Below are 18808 nucleotides of genomic sequence, written 5' to 3' on the forward strand. Positions count from 1 at the left end.
TAGCAAGGGAGAAAAGACGTGCTGGGTTACCACGTGCCGGACCCGGACGAGGCGATGCTGGTCAGTGGCGCCAAGAGCCGCGACAACGCGCCGTTCGAAGTGATCATCGGGCGTGGCGCCTGGGTGATCCCGCTGTTTCGCAAGGTGCGCTATCTGTCACTGGCGATGTTCGAGTCCGAGATCAAGGAGCGCTGCGTCACCAAGCAGGCGATCCAGCTCGACGTTCGCGCGGTGATCGCGTTCAAGGTGGCCAACGACACCCAGTCCATCGTGAACGCCGCGCAGCGGTTCCTCTCCGAGCAGGAGCGGGAGATGTCGGTGCTGACCGGGCGGATCTTCTCCGGGCACCTGCGTTCGATCGTGGGCTCGATGACGGTCGAGGAGATCATCCGGGAGCGTCAGAGACTGGCCGACGAGGTGCTGGTCGCCTCGAAAGTCGAGATGAGCAATATCGGTCTGTGGGTCGATTCGTTCCAGATCCAGTCCATCGACGACGGCAACCTCGGCTACATCGCCGCGCTCGCCGCGCCGCACAATGCCGCCGTGCAGCGCGACGCGCAGATCGCGCAATCGCATGCCGCGCAGGCCGCGGCCCAGGCCGAGCAGGAATCCCAGCGCAGGCAGGCGGAATATCAGCGCGAGACGGCGATCCTGCGCGCGCAATACCAGCGCGATATCGACAAGGCCAACGCGGAGGCGGCGCAGGCGGGTCCGCTCGCCGAGGCGCTGGCGTTGCAGGAGGTGCTCACCGCACAGGCCGAGCAGGCGCGCAAGGAGGCCGAGTTGCGCGAGCAGCAGTTGCAGGCCGAGGTCGTGAAACCTGCTCTGGCCGAAGCGGATAGGGTGCGCATCCTGGCCGAGGCCGAAGCCGACCGCACCCGCATCCAGGCCGCGGCGGCCGCGTCGAACAACCGGATCGCGCTGGACCAGATGTTGATCGAACAACTTCCGGAAATCGTGAAGCAGGCGTCGAACGGGTTGGCGAACGCGCATCTCACCGTCCTCAACGGGCCCGAAGGAGTGGGCGAACTGGTGAACGGAATGGTCGGTCAGGGACTGACCGTTTTCCATTCGTTGCAAAAGGCGCTTTCCTCCGACGACGGCGAAAAGGCGGGTTAAAGTTGCCCAGTAGCGACGGCGACGAGGAGCGGGTGTTGGTGTCCATCGGGAAATTGGTGTCGTTCGACAGCTCTCGGGGATTCGGATTCATTCGGCCGGAGGACGGTGGACCCGACGTGTTCGTCCACGTCAACGACATCGGCCTGGACGAAGACGAGTTGCGGCAGGGGCGGGTGTTCGAATTCGAGGTGACCGAGGGCGACCGCGGACCCAAGGCGGTCAACCTCAACGTGGTCGGCGCAGCCCCGGCGCCACCTGCCCGGCACAAGGGTAAGGATCGGCCGACTTCGGGACAGCTCACTGTCGCCGAGCACAAACGCCTGATCACCGAGCTGCTCCTGGACGCGAGCCCCGCGCTCACCGCGGGCGAGATCCTCACCATCCGCGACCGGCTCACCGCCTTCGCCGACCAGCACGGCTGGCTGGAGAGCTGACCGGCGAAGTCCACGTTCGGTGTCGGGGTGGCCGCCTACGATCGAGCCGAGGCCGCGACCACAGACCGATGAGTTCGCTCGGCGCGCGCCGTCGGTATGGGTGAGGATCGAACCCGAGGAGGATCGCGTGGACCTACCGGTGATGCCACCAGTACGGCCGATGCTGGCCAAATCCGCGCCCGTGGTGCCGCGCGAGCCGGGCCTGAGTTACGAGCCCAAATGGGACGGCTTCCGCTGCGTCGTGTTCCGCGACGGCGCCGAGGTGGAACTCGGCTCCCGCAACGACCGGCCGCTGACCAGGTACTTTCCCGAGGTCGCCGAGCTGCTGAAGCAGGCGTTGCCACAGCGCTGCGTGGTGGACGGCGAGATCGTGGTGGTCACCGAGCAGGGTCTGGATTTCGACACTTTGCAGAACCGCCTGCACCCGGCCGCGTCCCGGGTCGCCAAGCTGGCCGCGGAGACACCGGCCAGTTTCGTGGCCTTCGACCTGCTCGCGCTCGGCGACGAGGATCTGACCGGCAAGCCGTTCACCGAACGCAGGCGCCTGCTGGAGACGATCCTGGACACCGCGCTCGCTCGCGTCCACCTCACCCCGATCACCCATGACCCCGACGTGGCCCAGGACTGGTTCACCCGTTTCGAGGGCGCCGGATTCGACGGCGTGATGGTCAAGTCCGATGACCTGGCCTATCTCCAGGACAAGCGGGTCATGCTGAAGATCAAGCACGAGCGCACGGCCGACTGCGTGGTGGCGGGCTTCCGCTGGCACAAGGACGGCGTCGGCGTCGGTTCGCTGCTGCTCGGGCTCTTCGACGACGAGGGCCACCTGCACCACGTCGGCGTGGCCAGCAGCTTCACCGCCGCTCGGCGCAAGGAACTGGTCGAGGAGCTCGCGCCGCTGCGGAAGAACGCGCTAGAGGACCACCCGTGGCGGCAGTGGGCCGATGCCGCGGCACAGGCGGCGGCGGAGGGCAAGATGCCCGGCGGCGTGAGCCGCTGGACCGGAGGCAAGGATCTGTCCTGGGAGGCGCTGCGGCCGGAACTGGTCGCCGAGGTCCGCTACGAGCACGTGCAGTCGGGCAGGCTGCGCCACGGCGGCAGGCTGGTGCGCTTCCGCACCGACCGGACCCCGCGATCGTGTACCTACGCGCAGCTCGACGAAGTCGCGCCCGCGGAACTGAGCACGCTGTTCGGCGAAGGCGCGGCGCGATGACCGAATCCGTCGACATCGAGACCAACGGCCGGACCGTCACGATCAGCCATCCGGACAAGGTCTATTTCACCAAGCGCGGCGAGACGAAACTCGATCTGGTGCGTTACTACCAGGCGATCGCCGAACCGTTCCTGAGTGTGGTCGGTGGGCGGCCGCTGCTGCTGGAGCGGTATCCGGACGGCGCGTCGGGCAAATCCTGGTTCCAGAAGCGGGTGCCGAAATCCGCGCCGGAGTGGCTGCGCACCGTCGAGGTGTCGACGCCGAACGGCACCACCAGTGACGCCCTCGTCGCACACGATCTCGCCCATATCCTGTGGGCGGTGAACCAGGGATGCCTGGGGTTCCACGTCTGGCCCAACCGCGCCGACAATCTGGACATCGCCGACGAGTTGCGCATCGACCTCGATCCCTCCCCCGGCATCACCTTCGCCGATCTCGTACAGGCCGCTTTCCGCACGAGGGACCTGCTCGCCGAACTCGGCATCGAATCATGGATCAAGACCTCCGGGTCACGCGGCTTACACCTCTACTCCGCGCTGGAACCGAAGTGGGACGGTTATCAGGTGCGGGCCGCCGCGGTAGCGCTGGCCCGCGAATTGGAACGCCGCTATCCGGACGACATCACCGCGCAGTGGTGGAAAGAAGAACGCGGAAACCGGGTGTTCATCGATTTCAATCAGAACGCGCCGCACAAAACGGTTTTCGGCGCCTGGTGTGTGCGTCCGAAGGTCGGCGCGCAGGTCTCGACGCCGATCAGCTGGTCGGATCTGGATACGGTGGTGCCCGACGAGTTGACCATCGCGACCGTGCCCGCGCGCTACGCCGAAACAGGCGATCCGTGGGCCGACCGCGCGCCCCAGTCCATCGCCCCGTTATTGGAGATGTCCGACCGGGACATGGCGGCCGGGCTCATGGACGCGCCGTGGCCGCCGCAGTACCCGAAGATGCCCAACGAGCCACCCCGGGTGCAGCCCAGCCGCGCGAAAAAGCACGAATAACGGCGCCCGCTATTCGGTCCACAGCACCCACGTGCCGCCGCGGCCAATGACCTCGCACACCAAGGCTCGGCCGTCGGCGGTGCGGCCGGTCTTGGCGCCCGCGGCGTCGCATTTGGATCCGGCCTGCTGCACCGCGGTCGCCACGGTGTGCGGGCCCGACCACTGATAGCCCCCCGCGGTGGTGAGACAGATGAGGGTGCCGCCGTTGGTGGCGCTGCCGATCTTTCCGAGCTGGGCCTCGGTGCAGGGCGCGCCCTTCGTGACCGGTTCCTGACTCTCCGGCGGCGTGGTCGTCACGGCGGGGCTCGGTGCGGCGGTCGTGGTGGTCACCACCCGAGGTTCGACGGTCGTGGGTACCGAGGCAAGAGGTGTCGGCGCGATCGCGGCTGTGCGGTTGGTCAGGTCGGGCAGCCAGTTGTTCGTCAGCAGGACGAATCCGGCCACCGCGGTGATCTCGGCTACGCCGAGCAGCAGGGCGAACATCGCCATGACCCGGCCACGCGGGTGGCTGAAGGCGATGAATCCGAACACGATGGCCACGGGGAACAGCCCGAGCAGGGCCGCCACCAGCGCGACGATCGCGTACGGGTTGACGATCGGCGGAATCTCCACGCGTAGTCGTCCGGTCCTGCGGCTGCTCGGCGGCTGCTCGGGCCAGCGTTCGTCCTCGTCGTCGGGCCAGGGGCCGTCGGGCTCCGGCTCCGACCAGCGTTCTTCCGATGCCTGCGGCCAGCGATCCGTTTCACGCCGTTCTGCCCGTGTCATCCAGGTCCTTTCACCAACACACCGCGCAGGAACCTCGGATTCGTCCGGACCCGCCCCGATATACCGACCCAGAATAGGACGCGCGAGGCGAGAAGTTGATCCGAAGTATCCGATATTCGTGATCGGGCCGTGATAACGAACTCTCCGCGACTCCGGCGAGCCCGTCAGCCGTGGTGCGTGCCGGTCCGTAAGCGCCCGGCCCGACCGCGACGCATCGGAGGTGGATCCGTTTCCGGCCAAGTGACGTCCGGCGGCCGAAACACCGGCAGTAGGCAGCAAGAGCGGGCAATTCGCTCGAGGACGCCGCACCTTGCCCGGCACCCCGCGACCATCACTGCCTGCGATCGACCTTCGGCAGCGACTCGGTGACCAGCGTCAGCAACATGTCGCACAGCAACTCGTGCACCTGCTCACGGGTGAGCGTGCCACGGGTGATCCATTCCCGGCCCGCCACCTTGACCAACCCGCCGTAGGCGCGCACCATCGCGCGCAGTTCGGCATCGTGTGCCGACTGGGCCAGCCCCACCATCAGCAGCAGACGCTCGGCCGCCGCGTCGTCGGCCGCGTCCAGGATCTGCTGCACCTCCGGATCGTCACCGACCCCCTCGTGACTGGTCACCTTCACCCAGGTGCTGCCGTGCTCGGCGATGGTGTCCAGCAGCCAGCGCACACTCGCCTCGACGCGCTCGCGCCAGGTTCCGGTGGGCACGATCATGTCGTCGAGCTTGGGCAGCGTCACCATCCGCCGTACCACCGCGAGGTAGAGATCGCGCTTGTTGCCGAAATAGTGGTTGATCAGGCCGCGGGCCACACCGGCCCGCTGCGCCAGTTCGGCAGTGGAGACGGCCGCGTACGGACGTTCGCCGAACATGTCGATCGCACAGGCGAGGATCTGCGCGCGCCGCTCGTCGGGTTCGAGCCTGCGGCGGCGCGGTAACGCCGGATCGGCGCCACCGCCTGCGGTCGCGCTCGTGGTGTCAGAGAGACCGGGCAATGAGATCCTTCATCACCTCGTTGCTGCCCGCGAGGATGCGTAGCACGCGAGCGCCGGTGTAGAGCTGGGAAATGGGATACTCCGTCATGTAGCCGTAGCCGCCGAACAGTTGCAGGCAGCGGTCCACCACGATACCGAGCTGATCGGTCAGCCAGTACTTCGACATGGCAGCGCTGGGAATATCGAGTTCGCCGCGCAGGTGCTTGTCGATGCAGTCGTCGAGGAAGGTGCGGGAGACCTTGGTGATGGTCGCGCACTCGGCGAGTTCGAACTTCGTGTTCTGCATGGCGAACAGCGGTTTGCCGAACGCCTCGCGGCCCTTGGTGTAGTCCACGGCGAGCTGCACGGCCTTCTCCATCATGGCGACCGCTATGATCGCGGTGACCAGGCGCTCCTGCGCGAGCATCCGCATCATCTGGTAAAAGCCCTGCCCCTCGGCGCCGCCGAGTAGGTCGGAGGCGGGCACGCGCAGGCCGTCGAAGAAAAGCTCGGCGGTGTCCTGGGCCTTGCCGCCGATCTTGTTCAGGATGCGCCCGCGCTCGAAGCCGGGGGTGTCGTCGCCGACCTCGGCGAAGATCAGCGAGACGCCGGCCGCGCCTTTGGTCGGGTCGGTCTTGGCGGCGATGATGATGCCGTCGCAGAGCCAGCCGTTGGTGATGAAGATCTTCGAGCCGGTGATGACGTACTCGTCGCCCTCCCGCACCGCGCGGGTCTTGATGTTCTGCAGGTCCGACCCGGTTCCCGGCTCTGTCATGCCGATGGACAGCACGATCTCGCCGCTCGCGGCCTTGGGCAGTACACGCCGCTTGAGTTCTTCGGAGCCGAATTCGTACAGGTAGGGCGCGATGATCGAGCTGTGCACGGGAATGCCCATCGATCCGTCGCCCGCGCGCGCCTGCTCCTCGATGATCGCGGCCTCGTGGGCGAAGTTCCCGCCGCCACCTCCGTATTCGGCGGGGATCGCCGGGCACAGCAGGCCGAGTTCGCCCGCCCGGTTGTACAGCGCGCGATCGGGATGCCCTTGGGCGACGAATTTCTCCTCATGGGGCACAACCTCCTTCTCGAAGAAGGTCTTCGCCAGGTCTCGTACCGCCTCGACCTCGTCGTCACTCCACGCCGCGCGTGCCATCGCTGGATCCTTTGCTCGCTCCCGGTCCGGCCTCGTCGCCGGTTACGCCCAGATTCCCGAACTATTGGCGAGATGTCAACAAGAGCAGGAGCCATCCGGAGTCGGTCCGGACAGTCGATGCCGGCCCAGGGATTCCGGCAACCTTTCGAAAGAGAGACCCGGGGACCTCGGCAATGTCGGCGGTGCGCCAACGATGCCGCGCGACCGCGGGTGAGCTGCGCCATATTCGGGCGTTTCACCCCTGCCTCGAGCGGTCAATACTTCGTACTGTCCGTATGGGAATTACTGACATCTGGCACGACGGCGACGTGCCTTCGGATCGGTAGCCGGCAGCGAACGAGGTAAGGACATGACCGAACTGCTCGACACCACCGAAACGCCCCGCCCCGACCGCACCTGGACGGTCGACCGGGACGGCGCCGATCTCGCTGTCTTCGAATGGGGCGACGTTGCCGCGGACCCCTTGGTTCTGGTGCACGGCCTCACCGATACCCATCACGTGTGGGCCACGGTCGCGGCCCTGCTGGCCGACGGATTCCGGGTGATCACCTACGACGTGCGCGGACACGGGCGGTCGGTCGCCTCCGAAGAGCTGTCGGAGTATCGCCTCGGTCGACTGGCGGAGGACTTCTTCGCGGTGATCGAGGCCGCCAGCCCGAACCGTGCGGTGCACGCGTGCGGCCACGGCTGGGGTGCGGTGCAGCTGTGGGAGGCGGTCTGCGACGAGCGCGCCAACACCCGCGTCGCCTCGTTCACCGCGATCGCCGGACCGAACCTCGACCATCTGGGCCTGTGGCTGCGCGCCCTGGCGCCGCGCGCCGGCCGTGAAATCGGCGACCTGGGCTGGTGGCTGCGCGGGGCGCGCTGGGCACTCACCCCCGGCGCGATCGCCCGCAGGCTCTATCCGCCGCGCGTGCGCGGTCTCCTCGTGCGACAGCACGGCGGTGTCTCGCCGTTGCCCGCGCGGGTGGCACGCACGTGGCGCACCGACCTCGTCGCGGGTGCGCGCATCGCGCACGCCAATCTGCTGCACCACCTGGGCAAGCCGCGGGTGCGGCGTACGGCCGTTCCGGTCCAGTTGCTGGTCGACGCCACCGACCCGTTCATCCCCGCCGCCGTATACGACGCCTCCGCCCGGTGGGTCGACAAGCTGTGGCGCCGCGCCGTTCCGGCGGACCACTGGCTGCCGATCACCGAACCTTTGCTGGTCGCCGAGGCGATCGCCAATTTCGTCGACGACCTGCGCGCCGACCGCGCCACGATCACCCCGCGCAGCAACTGAGAGATGGTGGTCCGGCGCGTTCACCGGCGACCGGGCGGCTACCCCGCGGGCGGGTTTGCGACAATGGGCCGGTCGATTGCCCAGCTCGCCGAAGGATGTCCATAGCCGCGATGGCAGAAAGCATGATCGATCCCGAAGACCTCGCGACCTGCCTTCGGGTCCTGGAGCACGCCGGAACGCTGGAAAAGGATCATCCCGACTCGATGGCCGTGCAGCGGGCGGTCGGGCACATGTTCAAGAAGCTCAAGCAACGGCGCCGCTCGCAAGCGCGCGAGGCGGTCTCGGCCGCCGACCGCGCGGTGATCGCCGCAACCGCGACCGGCTCACCCAACCGGATCGACGACGAGACCGCGGGCATCCCGATCAGCTCGGCCACGACCGGGGCCAGCGCGGGGACGCTGACGCGCCCGCGGCCCTGCTACATCTGCAAGCAGCGCTACACCCGGGTCGACGCCTTCTACCACCAGCTGTGCCCGGACTGTGCGGCGAGCAGCCACGCGAAACGAGATGCCCGTGCCGATCTGAGCGGCCGACGAGCACTGCTCACGGGCGGCCGCGCCAAGATCGGCATGTACATCGCGCTGCGGCTGCTGCGCGACGGCGCGCACACCACCATCACCACGCGCTTCCCCAACGACGCCATTCGGCGTTTCGCCGCTATGGACGACAGCGCGGACTGGCTGCACCGGTTGCGGATCGTCGGAATCGACCTGCGCGACCCCGCCCAGGTGGTCGCCCTGGCCGACGACGTCGCCGCCCAGGGCCCGCTGGACATCCTGATCAACAACGCCGCGCAGACCGTGCGCCGCTCCCCCGGCGCCTACAGCGCGCTGGTCGAGGCCGAATCAGGACCGCTGCCGGCCGGCGCGTTGCCGGAAGTGGTGAGCTTCGGCAAGACCATGCAGGCGCACCCCACCGCGCTGACCGCCTCGCTCACCCCGGCCCTGACCGCCGCCGACGTCGCCGAGCTGGCCTTGGTCGCGGGATCGGCGACGCCGGAACGCATTTCGCGCGGCGTGGCGATCGACGCCGGCGGCCTGGTGCCCGACCTCGCACACACCAACAGCTGGGTGCAGACCGTCGCGGAGGTCGATCCCACCGAACTGCTCGAAGTGCAGCTGTGCAACTCGGTGGCGCCGTTCATCCTGGTCTCGCGTCTGCGCCCGGCCATGGCCGCCGCGCGGGCGCGCCGCAAGTACGTCGTGAACGTCTCGGCTATGGAGGGGCAGTTCTCCCGTGCCTACAAGGGCCCCGGGCACCCGCACACCAATATGGCCAAAGCCGCGCTGAACATGTTGACCCGCACCAGCGCGCGGGAAATGTTCGAGCAGGACGGCATTCTGATGACCGCGGTCGACACCGGGTGGATCACCGACGAACGCCCCCACTACACCAAGATGCGCCTGGCCGAGGAGGGGTTCCACGCGCCGCTGGACCTCGTCGACGGCGCGGCGCGGGTCTACGACCCGATCGTGCAGGGTGAGAACGGCACCGATCTGTTCGGCTGCTTCCTCAAGGACTATCAGCCTTCCCCGTGGTAGCCGCCGCTCCAGCGTCCGCCGCGCGGCGAAAGGCTACCCTGGAGAGGTGCTCTATCGGCTGTTGGCCGACGCCGTCGCCGTCACGCATTTCCTGTTCGTGGCCTACGTGGTGATCGGCGGGTTACTCGCGTGGCGCTTTCCGCGCACGATCTGGCTGCACCTGATCGCCGCCGGATGGGGGTTCAGCACGATCGTGGCCGGATTCGACTGCCCCCTGACGCATCTGGAGAACTGGGCGCGCGAGCGCGCCGGCCAGTCGCGGTTGCCGTCGAGCGGGTTCATCGACCACTACATCACCGGTGTGATCTACCCCGAAGACGCGCTCGGATTGGTACGGGCATCGGCGGCCGCGCTGGTGGCGGCGTCCTGGATCGGTTACATGTGGATGATGCGCAGGCGGCCCGCCCCGGCCGTGCGGTAGCACCCGTCCAGCCGATCGAACCGTGCTCCCGCTGTCAGGGGCGGAGGTGGCGTTCGATGAAGTCCGCGACCTGCGCACCGTGCTCGTCCAGGTAGAAGTGCCCGCCGGGGAAGGTCGCCCGGTCGAATTCTCCGCCGGTGTGCGCCCGCCATTCGTCGGCCTGCTCGGGCCGCATCGTCGGATCCTCGGTGCTGACCAGCGCCGCGATGTCTGCGCGCAACGGCTCCCCAGGCTGATAGCGATAGGTCTCGACCGCGCGGTAATCGGCACGCACGGCGGGCAGCACCAGTTCGGCGATGCTCGGCTCGGCACGCAGCATCTCGAGTGGCGCGGGGTCGGAGGCCAGCCGCACCAGGTCGTCGATGAGGTCGTCGTCGGAGGCCAGGTGCAGCCGCTGCGTCTCCTCGAATGTCGGCGCGGGACGGCCGGACACGAACAGCGTGGCCACCGGCTGCCCGGCACGCTCGAGCCTGCGTGCGGTCTCGAACGCCACGGTCGCGCCCATGCTGTGCCCGAACAACGACAGCCGCGCGACCGGTCCCTGCGCGAGCACCTGCTGGGCGATCCGGTCCGCAAGGACGACCAGGTCGGCGATCAAGTCCTCACCCAACCGGTCCTGCCGCCCGGGATACTGCACCGCGAGCACCGCGACACCCGCCCCGAAGCGCTGCGCGAGGTCCCGGTATGCCGTGGCCGATCCGCCACCCGGCGGGAAACACAGCAGGTGTTGCCGCACGACCGCCTCGGATCGCAGGGTCCGCAACCACTCCGAGTCGGTGATGGCGCCAGCCACGTTCGGTCTCCCTTCTTCGTCGTCGGCCCCGGCGCGAGCCGGACCAGACCACGGTAGCGGCCCGGCCACAGGGGGAGGACGATCAGGGCGTGATGGTCTGTAGCTGATCCACGCTGACGAAGGCGCTCCACGGGCTCGCCGCGACCACGGCGGCCCGAAAGATCTACTGCGCCGATGCGGCATCCGTCCCGGGCGGCGCGCACCGCACCGGGGTCACGGGAGCGGGGCGGACAGTTCAGAAACCGCCGGGACGATGCTGTGCCAGCCGCTGTTCGAGCTCGGCGACCCGCCGCCGATAACCGTCCAACTCGCTGAGACGCGAATGCATTTCGTCGGTGAGCTGGGCGATGCGGCCGAGGTAGCGATGGGCGGGCCGATCGGCCCAGTAGGCGCCGTCGCGGCCGTACTCCACCGCACGATCGACGTCGGCGGAGTCGACTCCCGCGGCGAACGCGTCCGCCGTCGCCGCCGCGAGCGCGACCTCGAGTTGCCGCGCGCGCAACCGCGTGGCCTGGTCGTGACCGGCGGTGCCGAGCGCGGCGCGCTCGGCCGCGAGATCCTGGATCTCCCGCAGGTATCCGGCGTTCTGTGCGTCCTGCACGGCCAGCAGTTCGTAGTCGTGGCTGATCGGTGCGCAGCGAACCCGGTCCGGGATCAAGGCAGTGCGCGTCTGCATGTCGTTACCGAAGGCCGGAATGCTTTCCCGCATCGGGAAGCTCTTGGTCCTGGTCGTCGGCACCGTATATTCCGCACTTCCGGCACGGACGTTCGTCATCGTCGCTCGACCTCACATATCGGAGCCGCGCGCTATCCCAGTGCGGCCGGTCATGCTCTGCCTCGATGTCCGCACGCGGCGGACAGGTCATCGGATCAGCGCGGCGTCCCGCGCCGGTTGCTGCGGCGCAGCATTCGAATATCCTGGCCAATTCGGCGGATTCACGCGCGGGTCGCTATCCTCACTGGCGAGAAGCCCGCTCCGGCAGCTTCTTTCAGCCCTGTGGAATCCTAGTGGCTCTGACCGGCAACCGTCAGATAGGAGAAGCCGAAGTCCACTGGATGACACCGCCGACGAGCCGGGGCCCAGCACCTCATCCGCTATCTCGGCGACACACTCGCGCGATCGGACGGCCCGCGCGGCAGCGCCCTCGGCGAAACCACCCGCGCGAGCGCGCTATCGGATCCGTGCACACCCCGCCGTATCGAGCCACAGCGCACCGGCACGGGAGCCGTCCTCATGCGCGAGCCGGAACGCCGCAGGTCGCGTCTCGCAACGGCGGCGCGGCCCCGATATCGCGGTCTTCGCCTGCCGCGGCCGCGACGACCACCGCGGGCGGCGTCTCATAGGGAGCATCTAGGCTGAAGCGAGTGAACACGCACGCACGGCTCGTCCGCGACTACGAGGCCGGTATCGGTGTCACCGCCTCGCCCATCTCCCCCGCGCCCGATCCGGGTAGCAATCTCGCCGCGACGCTACCGGTCTGGGCGCTGGCCGCCGGTTCGATCGCGGCGCTGACGGCGGCCGCGAACCGGATGCGGACCGCGCGCGGTCTCGACCCGGTGGCACACCGCATCGATCCGGCCCGCATCACCGCGGCCTTCTCCAGTGAGCGTCTGCTGCGCATCGGGGGCCGGGCGCCGACGTCGTTCGCCGACCTCTCCGGCTTCTTCCCCACCTTCGACGGGTGGGTTCGCACGCACGCCAACTATCCGCATCACCGGGCGCGGCTTCTGGCCGCGCTCGGGCTGCCCGAGTCCGCGCCGGTCGATCTCGCCGTCGCCCAGATGGCCATGCTCCGCGCCTCGGACCTGGAGGATCAGGCCGCCGCGCACGGCGCCGTCGCGGTCCGCGTGCGCACCGAGGAGGAATGGACCGCCAGCCCGGAAGGACAGGCCGCCGCCGCGGGCCCGCTGGTGGCGATCGCACCGCGCGGCGACCGCGGCGAGACCGGCCTGCCCGCGGGCGCCGCGCCTTTGCGGCCCCTGCGGGGCCTGCGCGTGCTGGACCTGACCAGGGTGATCGCGGGCCCGGTCGCCACACGGGCGTTGGCGTTGCTCGGCGCCGAGGTGTTGCGCGTCGATCCGCCGCGGCTGCCCGAGATTCCCTGGCAATTCACCGACACCTGCCAGGGCAAACGGTCCACATTGGTCGACCTGCGTACCCGCGGCATCGACGACTTGGTCGCCGCCGCCGACGTGCTGGTCACCGGATACCGGCCGGGCGCGCTCGAGCGCGCGGGCGTGCGGGCCGCCGCCCGTCCCGGCCTGGTGCACGGCCGGGTGTCCGCGTGGGGTGAGGCCGGCCCGTGGGGCGGACGGCGCGGCTTCGACAGCATCGTGCAGGCCGCGTCCGGCATCTCGATTCTCGAGGGCGCGCCCGCCGTGCCCGGCGCGCTGCCCGCCCAGGCACTCGACCACGCGTCGGGCTACCTGCTCGCCGCCGGCGTGATCGACGCTTTGGTGGCGCGCCGTGACGACGGCCGAGGACGGGACGTGCGCGTGGCTTTGGCCCGCACCGCGTCCTGGCTGCTCGACGCGCCGGAGCGCACGCCGCGCCACGCCACGGCGGCAGCGCCGAGCGCGGCGGAAGTGGTCCGGCACGGTCAGGTCGTCACCGCGCCGCCCGCGCTCGCCGAATACCCGGATTATTCCTGGCCCGCGCCCGCCTACGGCGCGGATAGTCCCGCCTGGCCACTGCCCGCGCACTGACCCCTCGCGCCGGGGCGCCGCGGAAAATCCTTTGCGGCGCCCCCGGTGCGGGCGATGAAATGGTGCTTCTCGCGTCGTCTGAACCGGCATGACGCTCATCGACACCGTTTCGGAAGGAACCCGCGCCGTGGACACCACGCTCGACCGCGTCGCCGAACCGCTGGCAGGCAAGCGCGAGTGGATCGGCCTCGGTGTGCTGGCGCTGGCCTGCCTGGTCTACGCGATGGACATGACGGTGCTGCACCTGGCCGTGCCGATGATCAGCGCCGAACTGCGTCCGACCAGCTCGCAACTGCTGTGGATCATCGACGTCTACGGGTTCATGGTGGCCGGGTTGCTGGTCACCATGGGCACCCTCGGTGACCGCGTCGGCCGCCGCAAACTGCTCATGGTCGGCGCGGCGGCGTTCGCGGTGGTCTCGGTGGTCGCGGCGTTCGCGCCCAGCGCGGAACTGCTCATCACCTGCCGCGCGCTGCAAGGGGTCGCGGGCGCCACGCTTGCGCCGTCCACACTGTCGCTGCTGTTCAGCATGTTCCGGGACACCAGGCAGCGCTCGGTCGCGGTCGGGGTGTGGGTCGGCGCGTTCTCCGCGGGCGGCGCGGTCGGACCGTTGTTCGGCGGCGTGCTGCTGGAGCGGTTCTGGTGGGGCTCGGTGTTCCTGCTCGCCGTGCCGGTCATGGCGTTGCTGCTGGTCCTGGGGCCGAAAGTGCTGCCGGAGTATCGCGACCCGGATGCCGCGCGACTCGACCCGCTCAGTGCCGCGCTGTGCGTCGCGGCGATGATCGCGCTGGTGTTCGGCATGAAGAAGATCGCCCAGGACGGGCTCGGCGGCGGTGCGGCGCTCGCGATCGCCGGTGGTCTCGCGGTCGGCGTCGTGTTCGTGCGCAGGCAACTCGGCAGCCGGGACCCGATGCTGGATCTGCGGCTGTTCCGGTTGCGCACGTTCCGGATCGCGCTGCTGATCAACGTGGTCGGCGTCTTCGTCGCCTTCGGCTACTTCCTGTTCGTGGCCCAGTACTTCCAGCTCGTGCTCGGCCTGTCCCCGCTGGCCGCGGGCCTGGCGATGGCGCCGTCCGGTCTCGGCTTCATCGTCGGTTCCCAACTGGCCCCCCGCATCGTCCGGGTGGTGCGCCCGGCGTACCTGATCGGCTCGGGCTTGGCGGCCTCGGCTGTCGGGCTGCTGCTGATGACGCGGATCGCCGTGACCGGCGGTGTGCTGCTCGCGCTCATCGCCTCGGTGATCATCGCGCTGGGTCTGGCCCCGGTGTTCGGCATCACCACCGAACTGATCGTCGGCTCGGCGCCACAGGAGCAGGCGGGCGCCGCCGCGGGCGTCTCCGAGACGGGTGCGGAACTCGGTGGCGCGCTCGGTATTTCGATCCTCGGCAGCATCAGCGTCGCGCTCTATCGCGGCGATCTCGCCGACTCGCTGCCCGCCGGTCTGCCCGGCGAGGCCGGGCGCTCGGTGCGCGACACCCTCGGCGGCGCCGTGCACACGGTCGCCGGCTTGCCCGCGGAGCTGGGCGAGGCGGTTCTGCGTGCCGCGCGGGAAGCGTTCTTGCACGGGGTTCATGTGACGGCCTACATCGCTGCCGTGGCGGCCCTCGCGCTTTCGGTGGTCGCCGTGCTTCGTTTGCGCCACATTCCCGCCGGGGAGCTGTCGAGCGAGCACTAACCCTCGATTCCGGCGAGCACGGCGACCGCCTGTGCCAGGCGGTCGCCGTCCGGCAGGTTCGATTCCGGAACGAGGGTCTGCAGCACCCCGAGCCCCTGAACGAGCACGAAGTACAGCTGCGCGAGCGCTCCGGCCTGGTCTTGGCTCAGCTGGGGATGCGCATGCCGCAGCGCTTCCGCGATGTCCCGATAGGCTCCGGGCAGGCTCTGGGCGAAGTACTTCTGCGACTCCGGCGACCGGGCGACGCGCACCAGGTTCTCCATGCTCGCCAGCATGCTGTCACGATTCTCGGTGAACACCGCGGGCATCTCGTTCCACAACGCGGCGAACGCCGCCAGCGGCGCCGTACCGCTGCCCTGGCGAATCTTCGCCTCCATGCTGTCGCCGATCGCGGTGCCCAGCGTGTCGGTCAGCGCCTCGGTGATCAATTGCTCCTTCGAGCCGAAGTGGTATCCGATCGCGGCCAGGCTCACACCGGCCGCCGAGGCGATGTCGCGGGCCGTCGCCTTGGCGACGCCTCGCTCGACGATGACTTTCCGTGCTCCCGCCAGCAGATCCTCGCGATTTCCCATGACCACAGGCTACCGCGTCTCAGACAAACGTACTAGACACATGTACTATCTGGCGCGACCACCTGGTTACCGTGACCTCCGCGCCGCGCCGGGGTCTCGGCTCGCTAGTCTCGTGCCGTGCGGCAGAAGATCATCCTGGACGTCGATACCGGCATCGACGACTCCCTCGCGCTGCTGTACCTGCTCGGTTCCCCCGAGGCCGAGATCGCCGGGATCGCCGCCACGGCGGGCAACGTCGGGGCGGCGCAGGTGGCGGCGAACAATCTGGCTTGGCTCGACCTCTGCGACGCGCCCGAGATCGAAGTGGCGCTGGGCGCCGCCGATCCCTTGGCGATCCCGCTGCGCACCACCGAGGACACGCACGGACCGCAGGGCATCGGCTACGCCGAGCTACCCGTGTCGGCTCGCCGCCTGTCTCCGCGATCGGCCGCGTCGATGTGGGCGGAACTGGCGCGCGCGCATCCCGGCGAGATCGTCGGCCTGTGCACCGGACCGTTGACCAACCTCGCCCTCGCCCTCCGGATCGAACCGGACCTGCCGCTGCTGCTGAACCGTCTGGTGATCATGGCCGGCGCGTTCAACCATCCGGGAAACACGACCCCGACCAACGAGTGGAACGTGCACGTCGACCCGGAGGCCGCCAAAGAGGTCTTCGACGCGTTCGCCGCCGCGCCCGCCGAGCGCAGGCCGATCGTCTGCGCGCTCGACATCACCGAGACCATCGAGATGCGTCCCGAGCACCTGGTCCGCCTCGCCGAACGCGCGAAGAGCTTCCCGGTGGAGATCGTCTCACCGGCCGATCCGCCCTGGAACCGCTCGGCCACGAGCAACCCGATCGTCCGGCACGTCACCGATGCCGTGCGGTTCTACTTCGATTTCCATCACGGCTACGACCTCGGATATCTGGCTCATATGCACGATCCGTTCGCGGCCGCGGTGGCACTGGACCCGGCGCTGGCCCGCACCCGCCCCGCGACAGTGGACGTGGAGTTGGCGGGCGCGATCACCCGCGCCACCACGGTCGCCGACTGGACGGGCATGTGGGGCCGGGAACCCAACGCCGAGATCGTGATCGGCACCGACCCGGAGCTGTTCTTCGACCGCCTGATCGCCCGCGTGGGCGACTTCGCGCGAATGGTGCACCCGCCCGCCGCTCAGGAAGTCCGATGACCGGCGCCGATGACACGGCCTACCTGTCCGCTTTCCGCGCCGGGCTGGGACTGCCCGGCATCATCGACGTTCACACCCATTTCATGCCCGACCGGGTGATGCGGAAAGTGTGGGCGTACTTCGACGCGGCCGGTCCGCTGACCGGCCGCAGCTGGCCGATCACCTACCGCGCCGACGCCCAGGTCCGGTTGAAAACCCTGCGCGACTTCGGTGTTCGCGCGTTCACCGCGCTGGTGTACCCACACAAGCCGGACATGGCGGCGTGGCTCAACGAGTGGACCGCCGACTTCGCCGCACGCACCCCGGATTGCCTGCACACCGCCACGTTCTTTCCCGAGCCGCACGCGGCGAACTATGTCGGGGAGGCGGTCGAAGGCGGAGCCCGCGTGTTCAAAGCGCACGTCCAAGTCGGCGGCTATCATCCGGGCGACCCGCAGCTGGACCCGGTGTGGGGTCTGCTCGAGGACGCGCGCGTTCCGATCGTCATCCATTGTGGTTCCGGCCCCGCCCCCGGAACGCATACCGGGCCGGAGCCCATCGCCGGCGTGCTGCGGCGGTTTCCGCGCTTGCGGCTGATCGTCGCGCACATGGGCACACCCGAGTACTCCGAGTTCCTCGACCTGGCCGAGAACTACCCGGAGGTGCGGCTGGACACCACGATGGTGTGGACCGATTTCTCCGAGGCCGACGCGCCCTTCCCGAGCCACGAACACGGCAGGCTGCGCGACTTCGCCGATCGCATTCTGTTCGGCAGCGATTTCCCCAATATTCCGCATTCCTATAGTCATTCGATCGAGGCGCTGGAACGTCTCGATCTCGGTGACGACTGGTTGCGCCGGGTCTGCCACCACAACGCGGCGGCATTGTTCGGCATCGAATGACCGGCCGATCGGTTCAGGCAGCCGCCGACTCCTCGGCGACACAGTCCGATCGCGACCCGCGCACCAGGCCTCCCGGGCACGAACCGCCGGAACGCTCCGAACCATCGGTGTGTTCGAGTGTGGGTGTGAGATCGAAGGCCGTTCGAGTCGGTGTCGACCTGCTCGCGTGGATTGCCGCACTGACCGGGGCCGCGGGGGTCGCTCTGCACTTCAACGGGTCGTCATCCCGCGTTCTGGCCCTGGCGGCTTCGGGAGCGCCGTATCTGATGAGCTCCACGCTCGTGGGAGCGGCGGCGTTCCTGGCCAGGCGGCACTGGATCGGAGCGGGAGTCGCGATTCTCGTCGGCGCCGCCGCGCTGTGGACACAAGCTCCGCTGTACGCCGGTAGCCCCGGCCACGAGGACGGTCACCCGGTCACGGTGATGCAGGCCAATCTCCTCTTCGACGGAGCTGATCCCAGGGCGCTGGTCGACGAGGTGCGCGCGCGGGACGTCGCCGTGCTCACCGTCAACGAGCTCACCCCCGCGGCGATCGAGGATCTCGGCCGCGCGGGCCTCGACCAGTTGTTGCCCTACCGGTATGTCTCCCCGGCCAGAACCGCTGCCGGGACTGGAATCTGGAGCAGCTACCCCTTGTCGGAGACCGTCGAATACGACGGCTACGTGCTCAACCAGCTCTCGGCGACGGCGCGGATCCCCGGCCTCGGACCGGTCACGGTGTACGCCTTCCATCCGGTGCCGCCGGTGTACGGCACGCGGGTCTGGGCCGACGAGTTGTCCCGGCTGCGCGCGATCCTGGAACGATCGCCCGCGGATCGACCGGCGATCGTCGGTGGCGATTTCAACGCGACCTACGACCACCGGCAGTTCCGCGCGTTGCTGTCCGGCCGCTTCGGCGACGCGGCCGAACAGGCGGGAGCCGGACATCTGGTCACCTATCCGACCGACAAGCGCTGGCCGCCGCTGGTCGGCATCGACCACATCCTGATCGCCGGCGGTCGCGCGGGCACCGTCGACACGGTGGAACTTCCGGGTGCCGACCACCGCGCTGTGGTGGCGCGGGTCTACTTCAACGGCACGCGGCAGTAACCGACACCCGTGCCGCGGGCCCACCGG

18 protein-coding genes are annotated in these 18808 nt (G+C 69.0%); 12 read left to right on the top strand and 6 right to left on the bottom strand.

Annotated elements, in window-relative coordinates; genetic code table 11:
• Positions 1 to 18 precede the first annotated feature (18 nt).
• The 4 genes from K8O92_28085 (at position 19) to ligD (ending at position 3764) form a co-directional block, all read left to right on the top strand.
• Positions 19 to 1119, top strand: a complete 1101-nt coding sequence (locus tag K8O92_28085) for a flotillin (protein UAK31585.1) — start codon at positions 19 to 21, stop codon at positions 1117 to 1119.
• A gap of 38 nt (positions 1120 to 1157) precedes the next feature.
• A complete protein-coding gene (locus K8O92_28090) occupies positions 1158 to 1553 on the top strand; it encodes a cold shock domain-containing protein (GenBank protein UAK35989.1) in 396 nt (131 codons plus the stop codon).
• 127 nt (positions 1554 to 1680) lie between these two features.
• Positions 1681 to 2766 (top strand): ATP-dependent DNA ligase, encoded by a 1086-nt coding sequence (locus tag K8O92_28095; GenBank protein UAK31586.1) that lies wholly within the window; start codon positions 1681 to 1683, stop codon positions 2764 to 2766.
• Complete coding sequence (gene ligD, locus K8O92_28100; protein ID UAK31587.1) at positions 2763 to 3764, top strand: non-homologous end-joining DNA ligase; 1002 nt, start codon at positions 2763 to 2765, stop codon at positions 3762 to 3764. The genes K8O92_28095 and ligD overlap by 4 nt, the downstream gene beginning before the upstream one ends.
• Before the next feature lie 9 nt (positions 3765 to 3773).
• On the opposite strand, the gene K8O92_28105 is transcribed toward ligD, so the two are convergent.
• From K8O92_28105 to K8O92_28115, 3 genes are all read right to left on the bottom strand, one after another.
• Positions 3774 to 4529, bottom strand: a complete 756-nt coding sequence (locus tag K8O92_28105) for a DUF4190 domain-containing protein (GenBank protein UAK31588.1) — start codon at positions 4527 to 4529, stop codon at positions 3774 to 3776.
• 331 nt (positions 4530 to 4860) lie between these two features.
• Positions 4861 to 5523 (bottom strand): TetR/AcrR family transcriptional regulator, encoded by a 663-nt coding sequence (locus K8O92_28110; GenBank protein ID UAK31589.1) that lies wholly within the window; start codon positions 5521 to 5523, stop codon positions 4861 to 4863.
• Positions 5507 to 6652, bottom strand: coding sequence for an acyl-CoA dehydrogenase family protein (locus K8O92_28115; protein ID UAK31590.1), 1146 nt, complete (start codon positions 6650 to 6652; stop codon positions 5507 to 5509). Before K8O92_28115 ends, K8O92_28110 begins: the two co-directional genes overlap by 17 nt.
• A gap of 349 nt (positions 6653 to 7001) precedes the next feature.
• Between K8O92_28115 and K8O92_28120 the strand changes: the two genes are divergently transcribed.
• From K8O92_28120 to K8O92_28130, 3 genes are all read left to right on the top strand, one after another.
• The gene (locus K8O92_28120) at positions 7002 to 7934 is read left to right on the top strand and encodes an alpha/beta fold hydrolase (protein UAK31591.1); all 933 of its coding nucleotides are present in this window, start codon (positions 7002 to 7004) and stop codon (positions 7932 to 7934) included.
• A 110-nt stretch (positions 7935 to 8044) separates the two neighbouring features.
• Positions 8045 to 9475, top strand: a complete 1431-nt coding sequence (locus K8O92_28125; protein ID UAK31592.1) for an SDR family NAD(P)-dependent oxidoreductase — start codon at positions 8045 to 8047, stop codon at positions 9473 to 9475.
• 46 nt (positions 9476 to 9521) lie between these two features.
• Positions 9522 to 9896, top strand: coding sequence for a DUF2784 domain-containing protein (locus K8O92_28130; protein ID UAK31593.1), 375 nt, complete (start codon positions 9522 to 9524; stop codon positions 9894 to 9896).
• 34 nt (positions 9897 to 9930) lie between these two features.
• Here K8O92_28130 and K8O92_28135 read toward each other — a convergent pair whose 3' ends face one another.
• Together K8O92_28135 and K8O92_28140 are read right to left on the bottom strand one after the other, a co-directional pair.
• Positions 9931 to 10872: an alpha/beta fold hydrolase gene (locus K8O92_28135; GenBank protein UAK31594.1), complete on the bottom strand. Its 942-nt coding sequence runs from the start codon at positions 10870 to 10872 to the stop codon at positions 9931 to 9933.
• Between the two features lie 52 nt (positions 10873 to 10924).
• On the bottom strand, positions 10925 to 11464 hold the full coding sequence (locus K8O92_28140) for a hypothetical protein (protein ID UAK31595.1): 540 nt from the start codon (positions 11462 to 11464) through the stop codon (positions 10925 to 10927).
• A gap of 590 nt (positions 11465 to 12054) precedes the next feature.
• On the opposite strand from K8O92_28140, the gene K8O92_28145 reads away from it, so the two are divergent.
• Positions 12055 to 13395, top strand: coding sequence for a CoA transferase (locus K8O92_28145; GenBank protein ID UAK31596.1), 1341 nt, complete (start codon positions 12055 to 12057; stop codon positions 13393 to 13395).
• An 88-nt stretch (positions 13396 to 13483) separates the two neighbouring features.
• Positions 13484 to 15070 (top strand): MFS transporter, encoded by a 1587-nt coding sequence (locus K8O92_28150; GenBank protein UAK31597.1) that lies wholly within the window; start codon positions 13484 to 13486, stop codon positions 15068 to 15070.
• On the opposite strand, the gene K8O92_28155 is transcribed toward K8O92_28150, so the two are convergent.
• Positions 15067 to 15642, bottom strand: coding sequence for a TetR/AcrR family transcriptional regulator (locus tag K8O92_28155; GenBank protein UAK31598.1), 576 nt, complete (start codon positions 15640 to 15642; stop codon positions 15067 to 15069). The genes K8O92_28150 and K8O92_28155 overlap by 4 nt on opposite strands.
• A 117-nt stretch (positions 15643 to 15759) precedes the next feature.
• Here K8O92_28155 and K8O92_28160 point away from each other — a divergent pair, with 117 nt between their 5' ends.
• The 3 genes from K8O92_28160 to K8O92_28170 are packed head-to-tail and all read left to right on the top strand — an operon-like array spanning position 15760 to position 18781.
• On the top strand, positions 15760 to 16812 hold the full coding sequence (locus K8O92_28160; protein ID UAK31599.1) for a nucleoside hydrolase: 1053 nt from the start codon (positions 15760 to 15762) through the stop codon (positions 16810 to 16812).
• Positions 16809 to 17693: an amidohydrolase gene (locus tag K8O92_28165; GenBank protein ID UAK31600.1), complete on the top strand. Its 885-nt coding sequence runs from the start codon at positions 16809 to 16811 to the stop codon at positions 17691 to 17693. Before K8O92_28160 ends, K8O92_28165 begins: the two co-directional genes overlap by 4 nt.
• Positions 17690 to 18781, top strand: coding sequence for an endonuclease/exonuclease/phosphatase family protein (locus K8O92_28170; protein ID UAK31601.1), 1092 nt, complete (start codon positions 17690 to 17692; stop codon positions 18779 to 18781). The genes K8O92_28165 and K8O92_28170 overlap by 4 nt, the downstream gene beginning before the upstream one ends.
• Positions 18782 to 18808 lie beyond the last annotated feature (27 nt).

The sequence above is a fragment of the Nocardia asteroides genome (assembly GCA_019930625.1).
Lineage (GTDB): Bacteria > Actinomycetota > Actinomycetes > Mycobacteriales > Mycobacteriaceae > Nocardia > Nocardia sputi.